Here is a 25,805-nt window from a genome sequence, read left to right on the forward strand (position 1 = left end):
ATGAGCGAGCACATCTGGGAACGCGTCCTCGCCCGGGTCGAGGCCAAGCTGAACCGCCACACTTTCCTCACGTGGTTCAAGCCCACCCGTTTCATCCGCGAGAATGGCGACACCCTCATGGTCGAGGTGCCGGACGGAACGGTCCGGGATTGGCTGCTGCGTCACTACGGATCGATCCTTGCCGAGGCACTGGCCGAGGCCGGCCGGCCGGGCGCGGTCGTCTCCTTCGTGCCGGCCGACGGCACCGAAATTTCCGAACCCTCGCCTGCCGAGGAATTCCTGATCCGTCAATCGGAGGACCCGGCGACGGCACCGCCACTCGCCCAAGGGCCGTCCGGGCTGAACCACCGCTACACGTTCGAGACGTTCGTCGTCGGGCCGTCCAACCAGTTTGCCAATGCCGCCGCGCGCGCCGTGGCGGAGGCTCCTGGCCGCTCCTACAACCCGCTCTTCATGTACGGCGGCGTCGGCCTTGGCAAGACCCACCTCATGCATGCGATCGGCCAGTACGTCGACCGGCACCACCGACAATCGGCGCTGACCTACATCTCGTCGGAACGCTTCATGAACGAGATGATCAACGCCATCCGATACGAACGGATCATCGACTTCCGTGAACGGTACCGGAACGTCGACGTGCTGCTCGTCGACGACGCGCAGTTCCTGGCAGGCAAGGAAGCGACACAGAACGAATTCTTCCATACGTTCAACGCGCTCTACGACTCCGGCAAGCAGATCGTGCTGAGCAGCGATCGGCCGCCGCACGAAATTCCGGCACTCGAGGAACGCCTCCGTTCCCGTTTCAACTGGGGCCTCATCGCCGACATCCAGCCGCCAGACCTCGAGACCAAGATCGCGATTCTCAAGAAGAAGTCGGATGCCGATGGCGTGCCGCTGCCCGACAACGTCGCGCTCTTCATCGCCACGAAGATCAAGTCGAACATTCGTGACCTGGAAGGTTCCCTGATTCGCCTGGTGGCCTACGCCTCCCTGACCGGCAAGGACATCACCCTGGCGCTTGCCCAGGACGTGCTGCGCAGCATCATCGGCGGCGAGGAGAAGGCAATCACGCTGGATGCCCTGGTCAAGTTCGTCGCGGAGTACTACGGGGTGCGCCCCAGCGAGCTGAAGGCCGCCAGCAACTCGCGCCAGGTGGTTACCCCCCGCCAGGTGGCGATGTACCTCTGCAAGACGCTGACGTCGGCGTCACTGCCCGACATCGGTCGGGTGTTCGGCAAGCACCACTCGACGGTCATCCACTCCATTCGCAAGGTGGAGGAGGACCGGAAGAAGAATGCGGATTTCAACAGCCAGATCAACGCCATGCTCGACAATTTCCGCTAGGGCGCGCTGCCACCGTCGAGGTTTTGCACAGGCGTACGCCCCCACGCCTGTGCAACCCGTGTGGAGGCCTGAGGGTGGGCCCGGCGCCCACAGGATCGGGGTGGCTTTTCCACAACCGGCGTCCACAGGGTAAGTGATTGGTGAAAGAGGATTTAGGGGTCGCCTTAACAGCTTCAACCGACCTTTGATCTCTGATATACTTCTTTTCTTGCGATCCCTTTGGAGAAACATCTCCTAAGGGCGTCGCGTGTCGCTCAGGGCTCCGCTCCCCGTTCACGAGGTATCGGCTGCATGGAACTGGTGGTCCGCAAGAACGATCTGCTTCGCGAGCTGCAGTTGTTTCAAGGCATCGTGGAACGCAAGAACACGATGCCGGTGCTCGCCAACGTCCTGATGCGGGCCGATGGCTCCCAGGTCGAGCTGATCGCGACCGACCTCGATGTCGGTCTGCGCAGCACGTGCGTCGCGCAGAGCCTGGCCAAGCCTGGCACCCTGACGCTGCCCGCGAAGAAGCTGTTCGAGATCGTGAAGGCCCTGCCAGAGACCGACATCCGCATCGAGCAGAACCGCTCGGGCGTGACGGTCGCGGCAGAACGCTTCGAATCGCACCTCTCGACGCTCCCGGCCGACGACTTCCCGCAGTTGCCGGTCGTCGGTGAGATGGTGGCGACGCTGCCCCGCGACCCCATCAGGCAGATGGTCTCGAAGACCATGTTCGCGATCACCGGCGAGGACACGCGCTATTACCTGAACGGCGCCCTGTTCGTGCTCAAGCCGGACAGCATGAGCCTGGTTGCGACCGATGGGCATCGGCTCGCGCTCGTCACGGTGACAGGCGAGACCGGCGCAGCCGAGCACAAGGCGCTGTTGCCCAAGAAGACGATGCAGGAACTCGGTCGCCTGCTTGCCGAAGGCGACGGTGACGTGGTGTTCGAACGCGCCGAGAACCACCTCTTCTTCACGGTCGGTGGCCGGCGTCTTTTCTCACGGATGATTGATGCGCAGTTCCCCGCGTACGAGCGCGTCATTCCGAAGAACAACGACAAGGCGATCGAGTTCGAGCGCGATCGCTTGACGAGCGCCATCAGACGCGTGTCCTTGCTCTCGAACGAGCGCTCGCGCGCGGTGCGTTTCCTCATCAGCAGCGGCAAGGTCGAGGTGACGTCGCAGAGCCCCGACCTCGGCGACGCCAAGGAAGAACTGCTGGTCACCTACGACGGACCCGACGTCCAGATCTGCTTCAACGCGCAGTACGTCACCGATTTTCTCGCGGCCGTGGAGACCGAACAGGTGAGCCTGTCGTTCCGCGACGAGATGAGTCAGGCCGTCATGAAACCGGTGGGTGCCGACGGGTACGACTACACGTACGTGATCATGCCGATGCGGCCCTAGGCGCCCGCGCCGCCGCATCCGCTGCCCGCCTGTGTCCTGGGCGAGGCCGCCGCTCGTGCCGGGGCCGTACGCAAGACCCGGTGAACGACCCTTTGTGAGTCCAGATGGAACCGATTACCACGCCGAACACCGAGTCCCACACCCCCATGCGCACCGCCACCGGGACGGCGGAAGACTACGGCGCCGAATCGATCAAGGTGCTCGAAGGCCTCGAGGCCGTGCGCAAGCGGCCGGGCATGTACATCGGCACGACCGGTGAAGCCGGACTGCACCACCTGGTGTACGAAGTCGTCGACAACTCCGTCGACGAGGCGCTTGCCGGGCACTGCTCCGAAGTCAACGTCATCATCCACATCGACGACTCGATCACGGTCGTCGACGACGGGCGCGGCATTCCGGTGGACATGCACGAGAGCGGGAGGTCCGCGGCCGAGGTCGTGCTGACGGTCCTGCACGCCGGTGGCAAGTTCAACCAGGAAGGCAGCGCTTACAAGGTCTCCGGCGGGTTGCACGGGGTCGGCGTGTCTGTGGTCAACGCGCTGTCGGAGTTGCTCGAACTCGAGATCTGGCGCAACGGCCACGTCTACCAGCAGGTGTACTCGCGCGGCATTCCGCAGGAAACGCTCGCGGAGACCGGCACCACGAAGAAGCGCGGCACGAAGGTCCACTTCAAGCCCGACACGACCATCTTCGAGGCGACCACGTTCAGCTTCGACACGCTGAACAACCGCCTGCGCGAACTCGCGTTCCTCAACGCCGGCATCATCATCACGCTCGAGGACGAGCGCGGCGACGGGAAATCGGTACGTTACGAATACAGGGGCGGCATCGTCGAATATGTGCAGTTCATGAACCGCGCCAAGCGCGCGGTCCACGAAGCGCCGATCTACATGCGTGGAGAACGCAACGAAATCGACGTCGAGATTGCGCTGCAATGGAACGACTCGTACGACGAGAACCTGTACACGTTTGCCAACAACATCAACACCCACGAGGGCGGCTTTCACCTTTCCGGGTTCAAGGCGGCACTGACTCGTACGGTCAATGCCTACATTGCCAGCGCCAACATTCCGAAGGACCTGAAGGACACGCCCATCAGCGGTGATGACGCCCGCGAGGGCCTGGCCGGCGTCATCAGCGTCAAGATCCCGAGTCCGCAGTTCGAAGGCCAGACCAAGACCAAGCTCGGTAACACCGAGGTCAAGGGCATCGTCGAGACGATCGTCAACGAGAAACTGGGTGCGTTCTTCGAGGAGAACCCCGGGGTCGCCAAGTCGATCATCCAGAAGGCCGCCGACGCTGCACGGGCTCGCGAGGCAGCCCGCAAGGCGCGCGACCTGGTGCGCCGCAAGGGCGCGCTCGACGGCAGTTCACTCCCCGGCAAACTGGCCGACTGCCAGGAGCGCGATCCCGCCCAGAGCGAGATCTACATCGTCGAAGGCGACTCCGCAGGCGGGTCCGCCAAGCAGGGACGAGACCGGCGCTTCCAGGCCATCCTGCCCATCAAGGGCAAGATCCTGAACGTCGAGAAGGCCCGCTTCGACAAGATGCTGAGCAGCGACGAGATCAAGACGATGATCGCGGCGCTCGGCACGGGTATCGGCCGCAAGCGGGAGGAAACCGACCGCGACGGCTTCGACATCACCAAGCTCCGCTACCACCGCGTCATCATCATGACCGACGCCGACGTCGACGGATCGCACATCCGTACGCTCCTGCTGACGTTCTTCTACCGCCAGATGCGCGAGTTGGTCGACAACGGGCACATCTACATCGCCCAACCGCCGCTGTATCGCGCCAAGCGAGGCAAGCAGGAGGTCTACATCAAGAACGATGCCGATCTCGAGGCGTACCTGATCAAGCGCGCCACGGACTCACGCGTGCTGCGCCTGCTCGATCGCGGCCTCGAATACAGCGGCGAGGAACTCGAGGCGCTGCTGCACAGGATGATTGCCTTCGATCGGAACCTGCGCCATGTCGAGCGGCGCGGCGTGCCCCAGGACGTGGTCAGCGCGCTGCTCAATGCCGGCGCCCGCGACCGTGAGTACTTCAGCGACCGCGAGAAGATGGAAGCACTCGCCGCCGAATTGACGCGGGACCAACGCATGGTCTCCGTCGTCGTCGACGAGGAACACAACGCGTTCTTCCTCGAGATCGACGACCGCTCCGCCGGCTATCCGCGTGTCTCGCGCGCCGGCGTCGAGTTCGCCCAGACGCCCGACTTCCGGGCGCTCCTCAACAGTTACCGGGACGTCTCGGCCATCGACGGCCGCATGGTCATCGCACAGGTCGGCGCGGTCCATGAAGAACCCGAGGAAACCGCCGCCGAGCCCATCGAGGCTGCTGCCGTCATCGAGACCGTGGCAGAACCCGTCCGCCGGCCGGCAAAGAAGGACGCCGACCACGAGGTGCAGTCGCTGTCCGACCTGGTGGGCTACTTCCTCGAGATCGGCCGCAAGGGCGTGGCCATCAACCGCTACAAGGGCCTGGGCGAGATGAACCCGGACACGTTGTGGGAGACGACGATGAAGCCGGAAGTGCGCACGCTGCTGCAGGTGCGTGCCGAGGATCAGGCCGAGGCCGACCTCATGTTCTCGACGCTGATGGGCGACCAGGTAGAGCCCCGCCGCAAGTTCATCGAGGACAACGCGCTCGACGTGAAGAACCTCGACGTCTAGAAAGTAGGAGCCGCTGCCCGAGCGGCCCAGTTCTGTACCACCCCTGCCCCTTATGACGACCACATCGAACCGGATTCCCGTCAACATCGAAGACGAGATGCGCCGCTCGTACATGGATTACGCGATGAGCGTGATCATCGGGCGTGCCCTGCCCGACGTGCGAGACGGCCTCAAGCCGTCGCATCGGCGCGTCCTGTTCGCGATGCGCCAGATGGGCCTGTCCGCGTCTCGGCCGTACCGCAAGTGCGCCAAGATCGTCGGTGAGGTCATCGGCAACTACCATCCGCATGGCGATGCGCCGGCGTACGACACCCTCGTGCGCCTCGCGCAGGACTTCAACATGCGGTACCCGCTCGTCGACGGGCAGGGCAATTTCGGCAGCGTCGACGGCGATCGTCCCGCGGCCTACCGGTACACGGAAGCCAAGCTCGAAGCGCTCGCCGAAGCGCTGATGGCCGACCTCGACAAGGACACCGTCGACTTCGTCCCGAACTTCGACGAGACGACGACCGAGCCGACGGTCCTGCCGACGCCGATCCCGAACCTGCTGGTAAACGGATCGTCGGGCATCGCGGTCGGCATGGCGACCAACATCCCGCCCCACAACCTCACCGAGGTCGTCAACGGGATCATCGCGATCGCCGACCCCGAACAGGCGTTCACGATCGACGAAGAAGGGCGCCCGCAACCGCTCACGCGCGACGAGAAGCGTCGCCGCCTCGCACAGCACATCAGCGGACCCGACTTCCCGACGGGCGGCATCCTCGTCGGCCGTGCCGGCATTGCGTCGGCGTATTCGACCGGCCGCGGCACCGTCATCGTCCGCGCCCGCACCGACGTCGAGCCACTCGGGCGCGGTGGCGACCGCCAGGCGATCATCGTCACCGAGATTCCCTACCAGGTGAACAAGGCGAAGCTGATCGAACGCATCGCCGACCTGGTACGCGAGAAGACGCTCGAGGGCATCTCCGACATTCGCGACGAGTCCGACCGGCAGGGCATGCGGGTGGTGATCGAGCTCAAGCGCGGCGAACTGCCGGACGTCGTGCTCAACAACCTCTACAAGCACACGCCGCTGCAGTCCTCGTTCGGCATCATCATGCTGGCGATCGTCGACGGCCGCCCGCGCGTGCTGCCCATCCTCGAACTGATCGAGCGATTCGTCGAGTTCCGCCGCGACGTCGTACGCCGGCGCACCGAGTTCGAACTGCGCAAGGCCGAGGCCCGTGCCCACATCCTCGACGGGCTGCGGATCGCGCTCGACAACCTCGACGCCGTCATCACCCTGATTCGGGGTGCGAAGAACCCGGCCGAAGCGCGCGAGGGGCTGATGTCGAACTTCGGCCTGTCGCAGATCCAGGCGCAGGCGATCCTCGATATGCAGCTCCAGCGCCTCACAGGCCTCGAGCGGCAGAAGATCCTCGACGAACTCGCCGAGCTTCTGAAGGAGATCGAACGGCTCCGGACCATTCTCGGCAGCGAGCGGCTGGTGATGGAGATCGTGATCAACGAGCTCAAGGACGCGCGCGACCGCTTCGGCGACGCTCGGCGCACCGAGATCGTCGACGACACGAGCGACCTCAACATCCTCGACCTGATCGCCGACGAGGACATGGCGATCACGGTCAGCCACAAGGGCTACATCAAACGCACGTCACTCGATGAATACCGGTTCCAGGGTCGAGGCGGCGCCGGCACCATCGGCATGCGGCTGCCCGACGACGACTACGTCCAGCACTTGTTCGTCGCATCGACGCACGCGTACCTGATCGTCTATTCCGATCGCGGCCGCGCCTACTGGCTGCGAGTGCACGAGATTCCGGACGCCGGGCGCGATGCGCGTGGCAAGTCGATCGCCAACCTCGTGCAGATGACCAGCGGCGAACGCGTCGCCGACGTCATCGCCGTGCGCGAGTTCCCGTCCGAGGAAGCCCAGCGCTTCGTCGTGATGGGCACGCGCAAGGGCGTCATCAAGAAGACCGACCTCAAGGCCTACTCGAACCCGCGCGTTGGCGGCATCATCGCCATGGGCGTCGATGACGACGACCAGGTCATCGCCGTGGCGCTGTCGAGCGGTACCGACCACGTGTTCATCGGCACGCGCGGCGGCGTCGCCATCCGCTTCCCCGAAGGTCGGGTCCGCACCATGGGCCGGACGGCATACGGTGTCAGGGCGATCTCGCTGCGCGATGGCGACGAAGTCGTGGCCATGGAGTTGGTGGGAGAGACCGGCGCGATGCTGACGGTCACCGCCAACGGCTACGGCAAGCGCACGCCTCTTGCCGAGTACCGCATCACCGGTCGCGGTGGCCTTGGCATCCGCAACATCCAGCCGTCGGACCGCAACGGCCCCGTGGTCGGCATCACCCACGTGAACGACGACAACCAGGTCCTGATCATCACCAAGGACGGCATGGTGATCCGCATGGCGGTGGCGCCGCTGCGCGCGATCGGGCGGAACACGCAGGGTGTTCGGCTGATCAGGATCGACGAAACCGACCGCGTCGAGGCCCTCGCGCGCCTCGACATCGCGGAAGTCACCGCTGACCAGTCGGAAGTGGTTGCGCCGCTGGAGACCGACGGTGCCGTCGAGGAACCGCTCGACGAGCCCGAGGACGACGGCGCCGTCGAGGACGAGCCCGAAGACGAGTAGGCGTCGGACGCGTCCGCCGCTCGGTGTCGGGTGACCGTAGCCGTCGACCTTCCACCTTCGCCAAGGCTACGGTGGACAAGTCAGGTCGACGGTCTCCCCTCGATCATGCGGGCTGCAATCGCGCGTACTTCGCGATCAATTTCTTCGTGCCGACCGTGGCAAAATGCACGGTCAGCTTCATGTCCTCGCCCTTGCCGTCGACCTCGCGTACCGTGCCGACGCCGAACTGCGCGTGCCGCACCTTCTGCCCTGGCTTCGGACGGCCGCCGTCGCTCGACTGATCCTCTTCCTCGTATTTGTACGTCGGTGACGGCGCCTCTTGCCTCGCTGGACGTCGTCCATACGGATTTGGTCGCGACTCGTACGCAGACCGGTTGCCGTACGTGGACGTCGCGAAGGACCGCGCGCGCGTGTATGACGGCGTCTCGAGGACCAACTCCTTCGGAATTTCGTCAAGGAACCGCGACGGCTCGGTCGACTGGTACTCGCCGAACACCCGTCGTCTGGCGGCGCTGGTGAGCAGCAGTCGCGACTGCGCGCGGGTCATCCCCACGTAGCAGAGGCGACGCTCTTCCTCGATCTGGTCCTGATCCTCGCCGGCCCTGGAGTGGGGAAACAGCCCCTCCTCCATCCCTGCCAACGCCACCACCGGGAACTCCAGGCCCTTGGCCGCATGCATCGTCATCAGCCATACACGAGCACTGCTGGAGCCCGAGGACTCGTCGGCCTCCGAGAGCAGCGACAGACGATCGACGAAGCCGCCGATCGACGCATCCGCCTCGCGCTCCTCGTACTCACGCGCGGTCGACACGAACTCGGCGAGGTTCTGGATCCGGCTTTCGGCCTCCTCGGTGTTCTCCTCGCGAAGCGCCTTCAGGTACCCGGATTGATCGAGCATCTTGCCGATGAGCGTCGACACCGGCTCGTTCCGCGCCAGCGCAATCAGCGCGTCGAGCAGTTCGACGAACTGCTTCAACGCGTTGTGGCTGCGCCCGGGCAACGTGCGTGAGGTGAGCAGGTGTGTCGCCCTCGCCCACAGTGACTGCGACGCGGTGACCTCGAACAGGCCTGCGACCATCATCGGCGGCGCATTCCCTCCTGGCGCGCCTGCGTCGTCGCGCTCGAGGGCGTCCATCACCGCCTTGCCGATGCCGCGGGAGGGCACGTTGACCACGCGCCTGAAGCTCACATCGTCATGCGGATTGATGATCAGCTTCAGGTACGAGAGGGCGTCCTTGACTTCCTTGCGCTCGTAGAAGCGGACGCCGCCGATGATGCGATACGGTGTGCCGTCGCGCATCAACTGGTCTTCGAGCGCACGCGACTGCGAGTTGAGCCGGTAGAGAATCGCGACCGTGGCGTCGTGGCGGGAACTCATCTCCTTGCGGAGTTCGCGGGCGATGAATGAGGCTTCCTCGAGTTCGTCCTCACCGCGGAAGTACGTGACCAGGTCGCCCCTCCCCTGCTCGGTCCAGAGGCGCTTCTCCTTGCGGTCCGTGTTGTTGGCAATCACCGCCGAGGCGGCATCGAGGATGTTCTGCGTCGAGCGATAGTTGCGCTCGAGGCGCACCGTCGCCGCTTCGGGGAAGTCGTGCTCGAAGTCGAGGATGTTGCGCAGATCCGCGCCGCGCCACTTGTAGATCGACTGGTCGGGATCGCCGACGACGGCGAGGTTGTGCCGATTGCCGACGAGATGCTTGATGAGCATGTACTGCGGACGATTCGTGTCCTGGTACTCATCGACCATGACGTAGCGGAACTGACGCTGGTACTTGGCGCGTACGCCGTCGTGCTCGAACAGCTCCACGGTCTTGAGGAGCAGATCGTCGAAGTCGAGCGCGTTCGCGCGTTCGAGGGCCTTGACGTATTCGCCGTAGATCCTGGCGATCTGCTCGTCCCGATATGTACCGTTGCCGACCTTGTCCGGCGTCTCCATCCGGTTCTTGGCCTGGCTGATGCGCCCGAGTACCTGTCGCGGCTGGATGATCTTGTCGTCGACCTGTAGCTCGCGCATCACCTGCTTCACTGCGCTCACCTGGTCGCTGCTGTCGTAGATGACGAAGTCGCGTGACAAACCGATAGCCGGTGCCTCGCGCCGCAACAGCCGTGCACAGAGCGAATGGAACGTCGAGATCCACACGTCCCTCGCATCGTCGCCGATCAACTTGCCGACACGCTCACGCATCTCCTCGGCGGCCTTGTTGGTGAAGGTCACCGCGAGCACTTCGAAGGGCTGCGCGAGGGCACTGCCGATCAGGTAGGCAATGCGATACGCAATGACGCGCGTCTTCCCCGAACCGGCCCCGGCCAGGATCAGCAACGGCCCGTCGGTGTGCAGCACCGCGGCGCGTTGCTCGGGATTCAGAGAAGCGAGGAAGTCGTTCTCGGCCATCGTCATTCGGCCTTCGGCCTTCGAAAGATCATCTGGAGCGTGCATCACCCTCTGGTACTCGCGCGTCGTTGGATTGGCTGTGTGCAGGTCTTGCCACGCCAGGGAGACCGCGCATGGCAGAAATCGCGACCAGAGGTCGGAGCACCTCTAATTATACGTGGTTACACATTCGGTCCCCGCTGGCTGCAGAGATGCAAGAAGCGTGTCCATGGACATCAAGTCGTTCCGAGATCTCGACGTCTGGCGCACATCCATGGACCTCGCTCGGCGCGTCTACACGGCCACCAGCAGGCTGCCTTGGCCGCACCGTAACGAGATAGGGGCCCAGATGCGCCGGGCAAGCGTGTCTGCTCCATCCAACCTAGCTGAGGGATTCCGTCAGGGCTCCCTGCGAGCGTACACCCGCCATGTGAGGATCGCGGCAGGTTCGATGGCGGAATTGGAGACCCAAGCGCAACTCGCCACGGACCTGACCCTCTGGCCGCCGGAGGACGGAGCGGAGGTGAAAGACCTCGCCGTGCGAACCAGCCAGATGCTCACGGCGCTGGCGCTATCCCTGGAAGCGAGAAGCGAGTTGAGACGTCGTCCGCGCTAGAGGCGTGGTCACAGTTCCACCGCGAACGCATCGAAGGCGGACCGCATTCAGGACCTATGCTGAATTGCTTTCGAAGGCCGACTGCCGATGGACGAAGGCCGGCCGTCGGCGGCACGCACTGGTGGCGTGACGTTGGCGTGAGGCTGTTCGAAGGCCGAAGGCCGACTGACGAAGGCCGATCCCGACCATTACTCTACAGTGACGCTCTTGGCCAGATTCCTCGGCTGATCGACGTCGCAGCCGCGGCGGACGGCGACGTGATAGGCCAGCAACTGCAGCGGCACGGTCATCGTGATCGGTGACATGAGCGGATGCACTGGCGGCAACACGAGACGGGCGTCGCGCTGGGGATCGAGGAGGGACCAGAGGTGCGGCTCCCCTTCCTCGGTGATCGCGATGACCGATCCGCCCCGCGCCTTCACTTCCTGGACATTGCCGAGCATCTTCTCGAAGACATGATCGCGTGGCGCGAGTGTCACCACCGGCAGGTGCTCGTCGATGAGCGCAATTGGCCCGTGCTTCATCTCGCCCGCCGGATATCCCTCGGCGTGGATGTACGACACTTCCTTCAGCTTCAGTGCGCCCTCGAGCGCGATCGGATAATGCATGCCCCGCCCGAGGAAGAGAAAATCGGAGCACTGGTAGAAACGGCGGGCGATGTCCTCGATGTACGGCGCGCACGACAACACCTGCTCGACGTGGCGCGGCAACTCGGTCAGGGCCTGGAGCACGGGCCGCACCTGATCCGGCGTCATCGCGCCACGCGCTCGAGCAATGCGTAGCGCGAGCAGCACCAGGGCCACCAACTGTGTGGTGAAGGCCTTGGTGGATGCGACGCCGATCTCCGGCCCGGCGTGCGTCTGTACGGTGCCCTCCGCTTCCCTCGTCGCCATGCTGCCGATGACGTTGCAGATGGCGATGCTGCGCGCTCCGTGCCGTCTGGCCTCGCGGAGGGCGGCAAGGGTGTCGGCCGTCTCGCCCGACTGCGTGATCACGACCACGAGATCGGCGGCGGAGACGATCGGCTGCCGGTAGCGGTACTCCGAGCCGTAGTCCACTTCCACCGGCACGCGCGCCAGTTGCTCGATGAGGAACTTCCCCACCAGCGCCGCATGCCACGACGTGCCGCACGCCAGCAGCACCACGCGCGACAGTCCGGCCAACGTCGTCGAGTCGATGTTGATCTCCGGCAGGTGCACGTCGCCGTGCTCCATCGACAGCCGACCGACGAGCGTCTCCTTGATCGCCCACGGCTGCTCGAAGATCTCCTTGAGCATGAAGTGCTTGTACCCGGCCTTCTCCGCCATCACCGGGTCCCACGTGATGCGCTGCGCATCACGCCTGATCGACTGCCCCGCCGCATCGAAGAACTGCACGCCGTCGGCCCGAAGCACGGCGACCTGTCCGTCCTCGAGGAAGACGACGTCACGGGTGTGCGCGAGGATCGCCGGGATGTCCGACGCGACGAAGTACTCGCCTTCGCCGAGCCCCACGACCACCGGCGGGCCGTTGCGGACCGCGACGATCGTGCCCGGATCGGCCGAGGAGACGACGACCAGCGCGAACAGGCCGCGTAGCCGCTGCAGCGCTCGGGTCACGGCGGCGTGCAGGCCGTCCTCCGCCAGTTCGAGGCCGACCAGATGCGCCACCACCTCGGTGTCGGTCTCGGTGCGGAAGGTGATGCCGCGAGCCTGCAGTTCCCTCTTCAGCTCGAGGTAGTTCTCGATGATCCCGTTGTGCACGAGCACGACGCGGCCGCTCTGGTCGCGATGCGGGTGGGCATTCTCCTCGGTGGGACGGCCGTGGGTGGCCCAACGCGTGTGACCGATGCCGTACGCCCCGGCCAGTGGCCGCTCACGAAGCACGGCTTCGAGATTGGCCAGCTTGCCCGCGCTGCGTCGCACGTCGATGCCCTCAGGACCGACGACGGCGATGCCAGCCGAGTCGTAGCCGCGATACTCGAGCCGGCGGAGTCCCTCGAGCACCACCGGGACGACTTCCTGATGACCGACGTAGCCGATGATCCCGCACATGTGGTTGATCCTTGGCGGGCAACTCAGAGAGCCGGCCCTACCGACTTAAGCTGGTGAGCCGCCCCGAAAGCCCAAGGCCGAATGCCGAAGGCCGATGCCCTACTCCCCCGTCCGTCGTCGTTTGGCCCAGCCGTCCTTGTTCAGCTGACGGCTTCTCGCGATGCCGAGGCTTTCGTCCGGGACGTCCTGCGTGATGGAGGAACCGGCGGCGACAAACGCACCCCGGCCGATCGACACCGGCGCCACCAGTTGCGAATCGCTGCCGATGAACGCGCCATCACCGATCACCGTCGGGTGCTTGTGGGTGCCGTCGTAGTTGCAGGTGATGACGCCCGCCCCCACGTTCACATCCTCACCAATCGTCGCGTCGCCCAGATATGTGAGGTGGCTGGCCTTCGACTTCCGTCCGAGCCTGGTCTTCTTGAGCTCGACGTAGTTGCCGACACGTGCGTCCTCGCCGACATCGCTGCCGGGGCGGATGTGCGCGAACGGCCCCAATTGGGCGTAGGCATGCACGTGCGAGTCGGTGACCACGCAGTAGTTGAGGACCACGACGTGGTCGTCCAGCGTGGCATCCACCAACCGGCAGCCGGCGTGGATCTCGCAGGCTGCGCCGATCTTCGTGCGGCCTTCGAGGTACACGTTCGGATGGAGCACGGTGTCGTGTCCGACCTCCACGTCCGGGCCGACGTAGGTCGTGGCCGGATCGATGATGGTGACCCCGGCCGACATCAGTTCCTCGCACTTGGCTTGTCGCATCATGGCGCTGGCCTCGGCCAGTTCCGTCTGGCTGTTGATGCCGCGGATCTCGTGCGGCACGCGGGCGGTAATCGTGTCGACGTCGTGGCCCAGGCGGCGCAGCGCGGCGACCAGTTCGCTCAGGGTGCGCTCGCGCTCGACGTTGTCCCAGGAAAAGGTCGCCAGGCCCTCGCGCAGGGCGGCGGGGGTGCAGGCAAAGACGCCACTGGTGCACTCGCGGATGGCGCGCTGCTGGCGCGACGCGTCCTTTTCGCAAGCCAGGCCGACGACGTCGCCCGCTTCGTTCCTGAGCACCCGCATCAGGCCATAGGGGCGTTCGGCACTCGCGGCCACCATGGTCAGGGCGGCGTTGGTCCCGGTCCGGTGAGCCACGAGCGCCTTGAGGGTCTCCGGCCCGAGCATCGGGACGTCGGCAGGGAACACGAGGACGGTGCCGTCCTCTCCCGAGGCGCGGTCTTCCAGCAGCGCCGTCAAGGCATGGACGGGACCGAGCACTGGAGTCTTTGTCAACACCCGGACGTCACGCGTGCCCAACACCGTCGCCACGTTTTCTGCTGAATAACCTAGAACAACGGTGGTCAGGTCTGGCTCGACTGCGGCGACCGATCTGAACACCCAATCGAGCAGGGGTATGCCCGCCAGGGGCAGCAGCACCTTGGGCCGCGTCGTGCCCATCCGTACACCACGCCCACCGGCGAGAACGACAACGTGCAGCGGGGAAGGGGTCACGATTGGACTACGCTGGACTTGCGGCGCTCCAGGGCGTCGAAAACGTCTCGCGTACGAACGTGGAACCGGCGTGCGACTTCGCTCATCGCCGCACGGCGCTCGAATGTCCCATTTTCGGTTATTCGGTCGAATTCGCTGACGAGGTCGCCTTCTTCCGCAGGAATCTCGCCATCCTTTGGTTCGGCTACCTCCAGGACGCACGTGAATTCGCCCACCGGTTCGGCGATCGACGGGTGGGAGACAACATCGGCGAGGGTTGCCCGGATCAGTTCCTCGTGGCGCTTAGTGATCTCCCGGCAGACGGCGACTCGCCGGCCAGCTCCGGCGACGTCCCTGAGCATCTCCAGGGTCTGGCGGATCCGGTGCGGCGCCTCGAAAAAGACGACGGGATGGTGGTAGGACGCGGCCTCTTCACACCAGCGCCGGCGCGGACCCTGTTTTACGGGTGGAAACCCTAAAAACGTGAACTGGCTGGAAGGTACGCCGCTCATCGTCAGTGCCGCGAGCACCGCGCTGGCCCCCGGGATGGGTTCGACCACGATGCCCTCGTCGAGGGCGGCGCGAATCAATTGGTCGCCGGGGTCGGACAGCAGGGGAGTGCCTGCATCGGTCACGACGGCGACGGCCTCGCCGGCACGCAATCGGTCGAGCATCGCTGGCAGGCGCGCTGTTTCGTTGTGCGCGTGCAGGCTGACCATCGGCGTCTTGATGCCCGCGTGCGCGAGCAACTTGGCGGTGCGGCGGGTATCCTCGGCGGCAATCACTCGCGCCTCGCGCAGTACCCGCAGCGCGCGCACGGTGATGTCCTCCAGGTTGCCGATGGGGGTCGCCACGACGTACAAACGTCCGGGCGCCGGCCGGGGGAGCACGGAAGGTATTGTACATTGGGAGATTGGGCCACGGCGGCCCTCCGGCCACCTTCTTAGTCCCGTGCGAGCGCATGCGATCTGCTGAGACCCTCCCGCATTTTGCGGCTGACTACCTGGCCTGGCGCCATGAGGTGCAACCGACGGCGGCCACCTTCGATGGCGTCCATGTCCACGACGACCTGATCGAAGACTTCAGCCGGGCCTCCATCGACCGCCAGATCCGCGACCTGAACGGCTTTGCGCGGCGGCTTGCCTCCATGTCCTCGGAGGCAGTGCCGGCCGAGCGTGCCGATCATTCGGCGCTGATGGCCAATGCCCAGGCCCGCCTGCACGAACTCGAAGTCATCCGTACCTGGGAGCGCGACCCCCAGCTCTACGCCGACACGCTGGCGACGAGTCTCGCCTCGCAGGCGATCTTCACGTACGCGCCCGCAGCCGAGCGGGCGCGGCGCCTGCTCTCGAAGCTCCGCCAGGTCACGGGCGTGCTCGATGCTGCCCGCACCAACGTTCGCGAACCGGCGGGCATCTTCATCAAGACCGCGACCGAGACCCTCCGCGGCGTGGTCAGCTTCCTGAATCGTGACCTGCCGCGGGCGCTGCGCGAGGTCGACGATCTCTCGCTGCTCGCCGATCTGGACGACGCCTCGACCGTGGCGAAGACGGCGATCGAACGCTACGTGCGCGACCTGGAGGAAGAGCAGGCCCCGAAGGCCAAGGCCACGTTCCGCATCGGCAAGGACAAGATCGAGCACAAGCTCAAGCTCGAGGACGGCGTCACCCTCGATACCGACATGCTCCTGCGCATCGCCGAGCGCGAACTCTCGGCCACGCGCGAACGGTTCGCGGCCGTCGCCAGCAAGGTGGGGAAGGGTCCTGCCGATCAGGTATGGGCGAAGGTGAAGGCCGAGCACGTGGCCCCCGGCGGGCTCGTCACGCGCGTGCGTGAGCAGTGCGCCTCGCTCTACACCTTCCTTCGCGACTCGGGCATCGTCACCGTCCCCGACGCGGATGCCCTGGTGATCGCGCCGACGCCGCCGTTTTATCGCTGGACGTTTGCAAGCCTGTGGGCCCCCGGCCCGCTCGAGGCGCGCGCGCAGCGCTCGTACTACTACATCACCGACGCTGACGCGAACTGGCCGCAGGAACGGCAGGAAGAGCACCTGCGCGACATGAACGATGCCGTGCTCTGGTCGATCTCGATGCACGAGGCGCTGCCGGGCCACTTCCTGCATTTCGAGCACCTGCGCAAGGTGGCCTCACCGTGGCGCAAGGCGATGGTCGTCGCACCGGTTTCGGTGCTCGAAGGCTGGGCGCACTACGCCGAGCACATGGTCGTGGAGCAGGGCTTTGCCAAGAAGGACCCGGTCATCGAACTCGGACAACTTGCCGAGTCCCTGGTGCGGCTCTGCCGGCTGGTCGTGGGACTGCGACTGCACGCGGAAGACCTGTCAGTGGAGCAGGGCGTCCGCTTCTTCCGCGAGGAAGCGATGCTCGAAGAAGCGAGCGCGAGGCGTGAAGCCGAGCGTGGCGCATTCGATCCGGGCTACGTGATCTACGCGCTCGGCAAGCTGATGCTGCTCAAGCTGCGCAAGGACGTCGAGGCCCACCAGGGGGCTGGATTCGACCTGCGTCGCTTCCACGACGAGTTCCTGGGCCTCGGCCTGTTGCCGTTTGGCGTACTTCGGCAACAGATGCTCGGGGAGGCCAACGACGGGGTCGTGCTCGCCTGAGCCACGACTGCGTCGCGATCGGCCGGACCCGGACAGTCCGGCCCTAAGATCGAGAGTCACCACATGCCACTGTACGAGTACGAATGCGACACCTGTGGTCACCGCTTCGAGGTGATCCAGAAGTTTTCCGATGCGCTTGTCTCCATATGCCCGAAATGCAGCGGGCCGGTGCACAAGCTGTTCTCGTCGCCGGCGATCCAGTTCAAGGGGTCGGGCTTTTACATCACGGACTACGCGAAGAAGACCAGCACCGGGGCCGGGACCAGCAAGGACGAGGGCTCGGGCTCGAGCGGGGGCGACAAGCCATCGACGAGCGACTCGTCGTCGACGAGCAGCAAGAGCGATTCCGCGCCGAAGACCGACACCGCGGCACCCAAGGCCCCGTCGACACCCTCGTCCTGACGATGCGTGGCGCGTCGAGTCCAGCGCGCCGCGCCGGTAGGGCCGGCTCTCCGAGCCCGGCCCAGCGCGCACAGGACAATCCGTGCCGCTGTCAGTGCTGACTCGTCTGCTCCTGCTCGAGGAGCGACCGCAGGTACGCGCCCAGGTCGTCGCGCAGGTCCCCCCGCTTCAGCGCGAAGTACATCGTCGCCTTGAGGAAGCCCAGCATCGTGCCGGTATCGTGGCGCACGCCCTGGACCTCGCAGGCGTAGATGGGGCGCTGCCGCAGCAATTCCCGCAATCCGCTCGTCAACTGGATCTCGCCGGTGTGGTCCTCGCGGACGCTCGCGAGCACGCCGAAGATGTCCGGCGTCAGGACGTAGCGGCCCGTGATCGCGAGGTCGGACGGCGCCCGTTCGCGTGAGGGCTTCTCGACGAGATCGGTGATGCGGTGGATGCCGTTGCCGAGCGGTTCGGCACGGACCACGCCGTAACGACTGATCTCATCGAGGGGGACGCGTTCGACGGCCAGGACAGGGCTCTGGACCTCGTCGAAGACGTCCATGACCTGACGGATGGCCGGCGGCCAGGCGTCAATGACGTCGTCGCCGAGCACCACCGCGAACGGCTGGTCGCCGACGAGGTCCCGCGTGATGGCGACCGCGTGACCGAGCCCAAGCGGACGGCCCTGACGAACGGCGCCGAGCCGGGCGAGCGAGGAGGCGTGGCGCACCGCCGCGAGGTGATCCAGCTTGCCGCGTTCTTCGAGGAAGGTCTCCAACTCGACGTCGATGTCGAAGTGGTCGACCATCGCCGTCTTGCCCCTGGCGGTGACCAGGACGATCTGCTCGATGCCGGCGGCTGCCACTTCCTCGACGGCGTACTGGATGATCGGCTTGTCGACGAGCGGCAACATCTCCTTCGGCATCGTCTTGGTGGCCGGCAGGAAACGGGTACCGAGTCCGGCCGCAGGGATCACGGCCGTCCTGACGCTGAGCTTCACTCAGACACCTCTCCCTTCGTGAAAGCGTCCGTGCACGTTAGCACACGACTCAGCGCGCCTGTGCCGGCCCGGAATCCGTACAATGGGCCGCAGCATGCTCGACACCGCGCAACTGAGGGACGCCTTCGACGAGACCCGCCGCCGCCTCCAGACGCGAGGGCCCGCCGCCGATGCCGTGCTGGATCGCCTGCAGGAACTCGACACACTCCGGCGCGACCTGCTGCCCCGCGTGGAGAACCTGAAGGCCGAACGCAACCGCGTCGGCGAGCAGATCGCGCAGGCCAAGCGCACTGGTCAGGACGCCTCGGAGTTGCTGTCGGCCAGCCGTGAGCGCGCCGACGAAATCAAGGCACTCGACACGCAACTCGCGGCGCTCGATGGGGAACGCACGCCACTGCTGCTCGCGTTGCCCAACACGCCGCACGAGAGCGTCCCGGTCGGCAAGACCGCTGCCGACAACGTGGAGGTCCGACACTGGGGAACGCCCGTCCAGTTCGACTTCGAACCGAAGGCGCATTGGGACCTCGGACCCGCGCTGGGGATCGTTGATTTCGAGCGAGCGGTGCGGATGACTGGCGCCCGGTTCGCGCTGCTGCTGGGCGCGGGCGCACGCTTGTCGCGCGCGCTCATCGCGTTCATGCTCGATCTGCATACACGTGAGCACGGGTACACGGAAGTCGAGCCGCCATTCCTGGTCAATCGCGCCTCGCTGACCGGCACGGGCAACCTGCCGAAGTTCGAGGAGGACCTGTTCAAGATCGCCGGTGACTGGGATCTCTTCCTGATCCCGACGGCCGAGGTACCGCTCACCAACATTCACCGCGACGAGACGCTGGAGCAGGCCGACCTGCCGCGAAGGTACACGGCCTACACGCCGTGCTTCCGCAGTGAGGCGGGTAGCTACGGCGCCGACGTGCGCGGCCTGATCCGGCAGCACCAGTTCGACAAGGTCGAACTGATGGCCTATGCCGCACCGGAGCAGTCCTTCGACGAGCTCGAGCGGCTGACCGGCTGTGCCGAGAAGGTGCTGCAGTTGCTCGGCTTGCCATACCGCACCATGCTTCTCTGCACCGGCGACATGGGCTTCGCGTCAGCGAAGACCTACGATATCGAGGTGTGGCTGCCGAGCCAGGGCGGCTACCGCGAGATCTCCTCGTGCAGCAACACGGAAGCGTTCCAGGCGCGCCGCGCTGGCATTCGGTACCGGCCTTCGGGCGGCGGCAAGCTGGCTCACGTGCACACGCTCAACGGCTCGGGCCTCGCGGTGGGCCGGACGATGATCGCGATCGTCGAGAACTACCAGGAGGCTGACGGCAGCGTGCGCATCCCCGACGTGCTGGTGCCGTACATGGGCGGCATCACGCGTATTGCGTAGCGCTTCGCGCCACGCGCCACGCGCCACGCGATGCGCGAATGCCGGAATGCCGGAATGCCGGAATGCTGAAATGTCGAAGGCAGAGAGGACAGGCGCATGCCCAATGAACTTCCGGAAGTGTGGCTGCGCGGGCCCGTCGAGGGCTATCCGGCCGAATTGCAGCCCGTCGTCCACGCACTGCTCCAGGTGCGTGAGGAGGTGGCGCGGCATGCTGCCGATCTGACTGTCGAGCAACTCTGGGCGCGGCCCGGGAACGCCGGGTCCATCGGCTTCCATCTCCGACACATCGCCGGCGCCACCGACCGCCTGCTGACGTACGCGCGCGACGAGTCACTCGCGCCGGAGCAACTCGCGTGGCTCAAGGCCGAGGGTGTACCTGGCGACCCTCCCGCGACGGCAGCCGAGGCGATAGACGTCGCTCAGCAGGGCATCGACCGGGCGCTCGCGCAGGTGCGCGAGACCGATGTGCGGACGCTGCTCGATGCCCGCGGCGTCGGACGCGCCCGCTTGCCGACCACCGTTATCGGACTGGTGTTCCACGCCGCCGAACACGCCGGCCGTCACGCTGGGCAGATCGCGACGATGCGCAAGGTCGTGAAGGGCGGCGCCTAGCCTGCGAGTCGCGCGAGCAAGGGCTCGATGGCCTCGAGAATCGGATCGGGCGGCACGAGTGAACCGCCGTCGTGCCACGCGCCTTCCAACTCCGCCACCTCGAGTCCCACGACGGTGCCCTGGGCGATCGCGGCGCAGGCGGCACGCAGTTCGGAGATGGTCATCCCCCGGTCGGCCGCGTAGTCGGTCGGCACGATGTCGGGGTCGAGGACGTCGCAATCCAGGTGCACGTACACGGGCCTGCCGGCGATGGCGTGCACGAGCGCTGTCGCCACGTCGCCGTCTACAGACACGATAGGGATGTGATGGGCGTCGATGACGGCCTGTTCGGTCGGGTCGACCTCGCGCGTACCCACGAGGATCACCTGCGAGATGGTGGGTCCGCTTCCCAGCTGCGTGTTCCACAGTCCCGCAGCGCCCGCAAGCGCCATGCCCCCGAGATAGCCCGTCGGTGTCGTCAGGGGCGTATTCAGATCCGTGTGCGCGTCGAACCACACCACGCACACGTCCGGATGGTGCCTGGCGACGACGGGGAGCGTGGCCATCGCGGTCGCGCACCGCGTGAGGGCGGACACGGGCCGCGCGCCTTGCGCCAGCGCAGTATCGATGGTCGCCGCGAGGAGTCGCAGTTCACCGAGTGCCGAGGCAAGTTCCACATCCCAGTGCGTGTCGAGCACTGGCGCGGGCTCGGAGACGACGGTTGCCGTCACGCCGAGTCGCGCCTCGAGCCGTGCCCCGAGGGCCCGCGCTCCGACGAGGGCGCGTCCGTTGTGGTCGCCGGCGAGTCCCTGGTAAACCGTCAGCGCAACCGCCGCCACGTCGTCTCTCGCTTGGAATGCATGTGGAGGCGCTAGCGTCCCACGAATCCAGCCGCACGGTGAGTCTGCCGGAGTGGGATTCGCGCGAGAGGGCAAGGCGCGTGCGGAGAGGGATAGGATCGATGAGATCGGGAGGGATGTCCGCCTTCGCGCTCCGCGCTACGGCGCGACGGCCTTCGTCTGGCTTGCCGTGCCGAAGCGTCACGCTTCGGCACGCGCGCGTGAGCGAAGGCTGGCGGAGGGAGTGGGATTCGAACCCACGGTACGGTTTCCCGTACGGCGGTTTTCAAGACCGCTGCCTTAAACCGCTCGGCCATCCCTCCACCGGTCAGTGTACCCGACGCCTCCTCAGGTGACCCAGTTGGCGACGGCTTGGATTGGACCGGGTGAAGTGGCTCACGCCCGCCTTCTCGGCGGCCCAGATTTCGAGAGCGACAGTCTCGTGCGCGACCGAGCTGCCGCGGACTCGTTCTCTTCCGCTACACGTGTCAGTGCCAACGGGGTGCGGTGTCGGGCGACGAGCGACCCTGCGGCGTCCGTGAGCTGGCACCTCACTTGCTCCCGATGGTGAAGATGGCGCGTGACGTCCCCAAGCAGGCTGCCAGACGTTACTCAGCCGAGAGGGGAGGTGACGCTCCTGTGCGATCGCGGCGGCCACCTCGCAAGGCAGTGGCCGCTGAGTCGGACAGCATCCCCCAAATGGCCGACGACGCCGCAGGCGTCATCCTGAACCGCAAGGATGCGGAAGCCAACCTCAGGGACTTCGGCATCGAGTGGCAGCGCACCTTCGATGCCATCGCCGAGTCGGCCGCCGTCCTGCGAGCCGACGGACTGATCCTGCGGACCAACCGCGCACTGCTCCATCTGGTCAGGGCGTCGGAGGACGAGATCACCGGCCGATCGGTGCGGGCCGTATTCCTCGAGCGCCTCGGCATCGACGATCCGATCCTCGACGTCGCGGCCGCGCCGATACTCGAGCGTCATGCGACCGAACTGCGGGCAGGCGAGTGTTGGTACCGCGTCGTCACCGATCCGATTGTCGACGAGCAGGGGCAGGCCAGCCGGTTCGTGCTGGTGATGACCGACATCACGAGCCTGCGTGGCCTTGCCGACGCGGAACGACGCCGCGCCGACGAACTGCTCGAGGACAATCGCCGCAAGGACGAGTTCCTGGCGATGCTCGCGCATGAACTGCGCAACCCGCTCAACGCGATTGCGGCGGCGACGGCGCTGCAGGAGCGCGCCGAGGTCACCGGCGAGGTTGCCGTCCAGGTGCGCGGGACGGTGTCACGGCAAATCCGGCAGCTCTCGCGCCTGGTCGACGACCTGCTCGACGTGTCGCGGCTGACGCGCGGTCGCGTGCAACTGCAGAAGGAGACGATCGACCTCAAGTCGGTGGTCCACGAGGTGGTGCAGATGGCACGCCCCCACCTCGAGGCCCGCCGGCAATCACTGCTGCTGGACCTGCCGGACGAGCCCGTGATGGTGGAAGGCGACGGGCTGCGGCTCGGGCAGGCCCTGGCCAACCTCGTCTCGAATGCCAGCAAGTTCTCGGAAGTCGAGCGTCGCATCCTGTTGCGCTGCGAGGTCGATCGCGGCCACGCGTCGCATCCGGTCACCCTCGTGCGGGTAGTGGACGAAGGGGTGGGGATCGATCCCTCGCGACTGGACAGCATCTTCGAACCGTTCGTGCAGGGCCAGACGACGCTCGCGCGCTCGGAGGGCGGCCTCGGGATTGGCCTCACCATCGCGAGACGGATGATCGAACTGCACGACGGCGAACTCACGGCGCACAGTGCCGGGCTCGGCACGGGCACCGAGTTCCGCGTGACGTTGCCGCTGGCCGAGGAAGGGCATGCCGCCGAACCTCGGCCTACGACCCTCGACGGCTACCTCCGCGAACGCGAGCCGCCGGCGCCCCTTGACGTGTTGATCGTGGAAGACGACGAGGATGCCGCCGAGTTGATGCGCGCGCTGTTCTCGGCAGTCGGACACCAGACCCGCGTGGCCCGCGATGGCGTGACCGGCCTGGCCGAGGTCCTGTCGCGCCCGCCTGATGTCGCCTTCATCGACATCGGCCTGCCCCGGATGGACGGCTACGAGGTGGCGCGCACCCTCCGTCGCTCCGATCGGGGGGCATCCGTGTACCTCGTCGCACTGACGGGCTACGGCCGCCCGGAAGACCGCGCCCGCGCCCTCGCCGCGGGTTTCGACGTGCACCTCGTCAAGCCCGTGGAGATCGACCGCGTCAACGAACTCATGGAGCAGCGTCCGCGAGCGCGCACCCGCTCGGTGGTCGAGCGCGAACGTGAGTCCAGGGAGCATTAGCAGGGCTTATTTGCAATCACTTCCAGTTAGCTTCGCGTTATACTCACGCCGTGGGACATACGCTTATCCAAAAGGTCTGGGACCAGCACACCGTGCGGACGCTCCCGACGGGGCAGACGCAACTGTTCATCGGCCTGCACCTCGTCCACGAGGTGACCACGCCGCAGGCGTTCGACGACCTGCGGCGGCGCGGTTGGCCGGTCCGGTTCCCCGAACGCACGTTCGCCACCGTCGATCACATCGTGCCGACCGGGAGCCTCGCGCGCCCGTTCCAGGACACGATGGCCGAGGCGATGTTGTCGGCGCTCGAGCGCAACTGCCGCGATTTCGGCGTGCCGCTGTATGACCACTCCACGGGCCGCCAGGGCATCGTGCATGTGATCGGTCCGGAACTCGGGCTGACCCAGCCGGGCATGACGATCGCCTGTGGCGACAGTCACACGTCCACGCACGGCGCCTTCGGCGCCGTCGCCTTCGGCATCGGCACGTCGCAAGTGCGCGACGTGCTCGCCAGCCAGTGCCTGGCGATGGAACCGCTCAAGGTGCGGCGTATTCGCGTCCAGGGCGTCCTCCAACGCGGCGTCTACGCCAAGGACGTCATCCTCAAGATCATCCAGGTGCTGGGCGTGAAGGGCGGCGTCGGCTACGCGTACGAGTACGCCGGGTCGGCAGTGGACGGGATGTCGATGGACGAGCGCATGACCATGTGCAACATGTCCATCGAGGGTGGCGCCCGCGTCGGCTACGTGAACCCTGACGAGACCACGTTCGCCTACATGGAAGGTCGGCCGTTCGCGCCACAAGGCGAGGCCTTCGAACGAGCGAAGGGCTGGTGGCGCTCGATCGCGAGCGACGCCGACGCGAGCTACGACGACGACGTGGAATTGCGTGCCGACTCGCTCGGCCCGGTCGTCACGTGGGGGTTGCACCCAGGACAATCGGTAGGCGTGGACGAACGCGTTCCGACGCCCGGCGAAGTGCCGGCCGAGGATCGACCGCTCGTGGAAGAGGCGCTGCAGTTCATGGGCTTCGCGCCGGGGCAGGCAATCGAGGGCACGCCAATCGACGTCGCGTTCGTCGGCTCGTGCACCAACTCGCGCTTGTCCGATCTGCGGGAAGCGGCGCGTTTCGTCCGCGGCCAGAAGGTGGCGCGGTCGGTGCGGGCGATGGTCGTGCCTGGATCGCAGGCCATCCGCGCCCAGGCCGAGGCCGAGGGCCTGCACGAAATCTTCATGGCGGCGGGGTTCGACTGGCGCGGCTCCGGATGCTCGATGTGCCTGGGCATGAACCCCGACAAGCTCCTGGGACGGGAGATCAGCGCATCGTCGTCCAACCGCAACTTCAAGGGCCGGCAGGGCAGTCCCACGGGCCGCACGCTGCTGATGAGTCCCGCGATGGTGGCTGCGGCGGCCATCGCCGGCCAGGTCGTGGATATCCGCAAGTTCGAGCCGGCAGCCGTCGAGCCGCCGCTCGTGGGAGGCCGGGCATGACCGCCGTGGTCCGCATCGAGCGCGTCGAGGGACGCGTCATCCCGCTACGCGGGCTCGACATCGACACCGACCGCATCATCCCGGCGCGGTTCCTCCGGGTGATCACGTTCGAGGGCCTCGAACGGCACGTGTTCGAAGACGACATCGCCTCGCGCGCGCAGCAGGGCGCCCCGCACCCGTTCGCGCAGGAGCGCTTCGCCGGCACCCGCGTGCTCGTCGTCAACCGCAACTTCGGGTGCGGATCGTCGCGCGAGCACGCGCCGCAGGCGCTGCAACGCTGGGGGATCGCAGCCGTGGTGGGCGAGTCGTTCTCCGAAATCTTCTTCGGCAACAGCCTCGCAATCGGGCTGCCCTGCGTGACGGCCGCACCCGAAGACCTCGAGTGGCTCCAGGCTCGCGCCGAGCAGGACCCATCGTCGACGGTGTCACTCGACCTGGCGACGGCGACGTTGCAGGCTGGCGAACGGCGCATCGCGGTCTCGGCGCCAGCCTCCGCGATCGAGGCGTTTGTCACCGGCGCCTGGGACGCCACCGGCCTGCTGCTGGAGGACGCCGCCGCGGTGAAGGCCACTGCCGCCCGGCTCCCATACGTCAGCGGGTTCTGACCCGTCGTGGCACGCGCAT

Annotated in this window: 18 protein-coding genes and 1 tRNA gene; 12 read left to right on the forward strand and 7 right to left on the reverse strand. The window is 66.2% G+C overall.

What is annotated here, in order from left to right:
* The 4 genes from dnaA (at position 1) to gyrA (ending at position 8,067) form a co-directional block, all read left to right on the forward strand.
* Positions 1–1,344: a chromosomal replication initiator protein DnaA gene (dnaA, locus tag LuPra_RS00005; protein ID WP_110168860.1), complete on the forward strand. Its 1,344-nt coding sequence runs from the start codon at positions 1–3 to the stop codon at positions 1,342–1,344.
* Positions 1,345–1,635: 291 nt separating this feature from the next.
* Positions 1,636–2,736, forward strand: a complete 1,101-nt coding sequence (gene dnaN, locus LuPra_RS00010) for a DNA polymerase III subunit beta (RefSeq protein ID WP_110168861.1) — start codon at positions 1,636–1,638, stop codon at positions 2,734–2,736.
* A gap of 146 nt (positions 2,737–2,882) precedes the next feature.
* Positions 2,883–5,414 carry a DNA topoisomerase (ATP-hydrolyzing) subunit B gene (gene gyrB / locus LuPra_RS00015; protein WP_234800646.1) on the forward strand — a complete coding sequence of 844 codons (2,532 nt, stop codon included), beginning with the start codon at positions 2,883–2,885 and terminating at the stop codon, positions 5,412–5,414.
* A gap of 52 nt (positions 5,415–5,466) precedes the next feature.
* Positions 5,467–8,067, forward strand: coding sequence for a DNA gyrase subunit A (gene gyrA / locus LuPra_RS00020; RefSeq protein ID WP_110168863.1), 2,601 nt, complete (start codon positions 5,467–5,469; stop codon positions 8,065–8,067).
* Positions 8,068–8,170: 103 nt separating this feature from the next.
* Here gyrA and LuPra_RS00025 read toward each other — a convergent pair whose 3' ends face one another.
* On the reverse strand, positions 8,171–10,504 hold the full coding sequence (locus LuPra_RS00025; RefSeq protein ID WP_234800647.1) for an ATP-dependent helicase: 2,334 nt from the start codon (positions 10,502–10,504) through the stop codon (positions 8,171–8,173).
* Positions 10,505–10,667: 163 nt separating this feature from the next.
* Between LuPra_RS00025 and LuPra_RS00030 the strand changes: the two genes are divergently transcribed.
* The gene (locus tag LuPra_RS00030) at positions 10,668–11,054 is read left to right on the forward strand and encodes a four helix bundle protein (protein WP_157898557.1); all 387 of its coding nucleotides are present in this window, start codon (positions 10,668–10,670) and stop codon (positions 11,052–11,054) included.
* 188 nt (positions 11,055–11,242) lie between these two features.
* Here the strand turns inward: LuPra_RS00030 and glmS are convergent, their stop codons facing one another.
* The 3 genes from glmS to rsmI all read right to left on the reverse strand — a co-directional run bounded on the left by glmS (position 11,243) and on the right by rsmI (position 15,408).
* On the reverse strand, positions 11,243–13,087 hold the full coding sequence (glmS, locus tag LuPra_RS00035; protein ID WP_110168866.1) for a glutamine--fructose-6-phosphate transaminase (isomerizing): 1,845 nt from the start codon (positions 13,085–13,087) through the stop codon (positions 11,243–11,245).
* Positions 13,088–13,186: 99 nt separating this feature from the next.
* Positions 13,187–14,575, reverse strand: a complete 1,389-nt coding sequence (glmU, locus tag LuPra_RS00040) for a bifunctional UDP-N-acetylglucosamine diphosphorylase/glucosamine-1-phosphate N-acetyltransferase GlmU (protein ID WP_157898558.1) — start codon at positions 14,573–14,575, stop codon at positions 13,187–13,189.
* The gene (rsmI, locus tag LuPra_RS00045) at positions 14,572–15,408 is read right to left on the reverse strand and encodes a 16S rRNA (cytidine(1402)-2'-O)-methyltransferase (protein ID WP_234800648.1); all 837 of its coding nucleotides are present in this window, start codon (positions 15,406–15,408) and stop codon (positions 14,572–14,574) included. Before rsmI ends, glmU begins: the two co-directional genes overlap by 4 nt.
* 107 nt (positions 15,409–15,515) lie before the next feature.
* Between rsmI and LuPra_RS00050 the strand changes: the two genes are divergently transcribed.
* Positions 15,516–17,174 carry a DUF885 domain-containing protein gene (locus LuPra_RS00050; RefSeq protein ID WP_110168869.1) on the forward strand — a complete coding sequence of 553 codons (1,659 nt, stop codon included), beginning with the start codon at positions 15,516–15,518 and terminating at the stop codon, positions 17,172–17,174.
* Positions 17,175–17,237: 63 nt separating this feature from the next.
* Positions 17,238–17,576: an FmdB family zinc ribbon protein gene (locus LuPra_RS00055; RefSeq protein ID WP_110168870.1), complete on the forward strand. Its 339-nt coding sequence runs from the start codon at positions 17,238–17,240 to the stop codon at positions 17,574–17,576.
* 91 nt (positions 17,577–17,667) lie between these two features.
* On the opposite strand, the gene galU is transcribed toward LuPra_RS00055, so the two are convergent.
* Positions 17,668–18,558: a UTP--glucose-1-phosphate uridylyltransferase GalU gene (gene galU / locus LuPra_RS00060; RefSeq protein ID WP_110168871.1), complete on the reverse strand. Its 891-nt coding sequence runs from the start codon at positions 18,556–18,558 to the stop codon at positions 17,668–17,670.
* A gap of 94 nt (positions 18,559–18,652) precedes the next feature.
* On the opposite strand from galU, the gene serS reads away from it, so the two are divergent.
* Both serS and LuPra_RS00070 read left to right on the forward strand, forming a co-directional pair.
* Positions 18,653–19,933 carry a serine--tRNA ligase gene (gene serS / locus LuPra_RS00065; protein ID WP_110174442.1) on the forward strand — a complete coding sequence of 427 codons (1,281 nt, stop codon included), beginning with the start codon at positions 18,653–18,655 and terminating at the stop codon, positions 19,931–19,933.
* Positions 19,934–20,029: 96 nt separating this feature from the next.
* Positions 20,030–20,545, forward strand: a complete 516-nt coding sequence (locus LuPra_RS00070; RefSeq protein ID WP_110168872.1) for a DinB family protein — start codon at positions 20,030–20,032, stop codon at positions 20,543–20,545.
* Here LuPra_RS00070 and LuPra_RS00075 read toward each other — a convergent pair.
* Together LuPra_RS00075 and LuPra_RS00080 are read right to left on the reverse strand one after the other, a co-directional pair.
* Positions 20,542–21,363, reverse strand: coding sequence for an arginase family protein (locus LuPra_RS00075; protein WP_110168873.1), 822 nt, complete (start codon positions 21,361–21,363; stop codon positions 20,542–20,544). The genes LuPra_RS00070 and LuPra_RS00075 overlap by 4 nt on opposite strands.
* A gap of 233 nt (positions 21,364–21,596) precedes the next feature.
* Positions 21,597–21,686: transfer RNA gene (locus LuPra_RS00080), tRNA-Ser, on the reverse strand.
* Between the two features lie 376 nt (positions 21,687–22,062).
* On the opposite strand from LuPra_RS00080, the gene LuPra_RS00085 reads away from it, so the two are divergent.
* The 3 genes from LuPra_RS00085 to LuPra_RS00095 are packed head-to-tail and all read left to right on the forward strand — an operon-like array spanning position 22,063 to position 25,786.
* On the forward strand, positions 22,063–23,691 hold the full coding sequence (locus tag LuPra_RS00085) for a hybrid sensor histidine kinase/response regulator (protein ID WP_162271260.1): 1,629 nt from the start codon (positions 22,063–22,065) through the stop codon (positions 23,689–23,691).
* Between the two features lie 50 nt (positions 23,692–23,741).
* Entirely contained in the window at positions 23,742–25,181 is a 1,440-nt protein-coding gene (leuC, locus tag LuPra_RS00090) for a 3-isopropylmalate dehydratase large subunit (protein WP_110168875.1), read from the forward strand.
* Positions 25,178–25,786: a 3-isopropylmalate dehydratase small subunit gene (locus LuPra_RS00095; RefSeq protein ID WP_169812010.1), complete on the forward strand. Its 609-nt coding sequence runs from the start codon at positions 25,178–25,180 to the stop codon at positions 25,784–25,786. The genes leuC and LuPra_RS00095 overlap by 4 nt, the downstream gene beginning before the upstream one ends.
* Positions 25,787–25,805 lie beyond the last annotated feature (19 nt).

The organism is Luteitalea pratensis, from assembly GCF_001618865.1.
GTDB lineage: Bacteria > Acidobacteriota > Vicinamibacteria > Vicinamibacterales > Vicinamibacteraceae > Luteitalea > Luteitalea pratensis.

What these genes read in the sequence shown, in the direction of transcription:
- LuPra_RS00030 (WP_157898557.1), top strand. Translation starts at nt 10,668, where the DNA reads ATGGACATCAAGTCGTTCCGAGATCTCGACGTCTGGCGCACATCCATG.
- LuPra_RS00085 (WP_162271260.1), top strand. Translation starts at nt 22,063, where the DNA reads ATGGCCGACGACGCCGCAGGCGTCATCCTGAACCGCAAGGATGCGGAA.
- dnaA (WP_110168860.1), top strand. Translation starts at nt 1, where the DNA reads ATGAGCGAGCACATCTGGGAACGCGTCCTCGCCCGGGTCGAGGCCAAG.
- LuPra_RS00025 (WP_234800647.1), bottom strand. Translation starts at nt 10,504, where the DNA reads ATGCACGCTCCAGATGATCTTTCGAAGGCCGAAGGCCGAATGACGATG.
- LuPra_RS00095 (WP_169812010.1), top strand. Translation starts at nt 25,178, where the DNA reads ATGACCGCCGTGGTCCGCATCGAGCGCGTCGAGGGACGCGTCATCCCG.
- gyrA (WP_110168863.1), top strand. Translation starts at nt 5,467, where the DNA reads ATGACGACCACATCGAACCGGATTCCCGTCAACATCGAAGACGAGATG.
- LuPra_RS00070 (WP_110168872.1), top strand. Translation starts at nt 20,030, where the DNA reads ATGCCCAATGAACTTCCGGAAGTGTGGCTGCGCGGGCCCGTCGAGGGC.
- serS (WP_110174442.1), top strand. Translation starts at nt 18,653, where the DNA reads ATGCTCGACACCGCGCAACTGAGGGACGCCTTCGACGAGACCCGCCGC.
- gyrB (WP_234800646.1), top strand. Translation starts at nt 2,883, where the DNA reads ATGCGCACCGCCACCGGGACGGCGGAAGACTACGGCGCCGAATCGATC.
- LuPra_RS00055 (WP_110168870.1), top strand. Translation starts at nt 17,238, where the DNA reads ATGCCACTGTACGAGTACGAATGCGACACCTGTGGTCACCGCTTCGAG.
- glmS (WP_110168866.1), bottom strand. Translation starts at nt 13,087, where the DNA reads ATGTGCGGGATCATCGGCTACGTCGGTCATCAGGAAGTCGTCCCGGTG.
- dnaN (WP_110168861.1), top strand. Translation starts at nt 1,636, where the DNA reads ATGGAACTGGTGGTCCGCAAGAACGATCTGCTTCGCGAGCTGCAGTTG.
- LuPra_RS00050 (WP_110168869.1), top strand. Translation starts at nt 15,516, where the DNA reads ATGCGATCTGCTGAGACCCTCCCGCATTTTGCGGCTGACTACCTGGCC.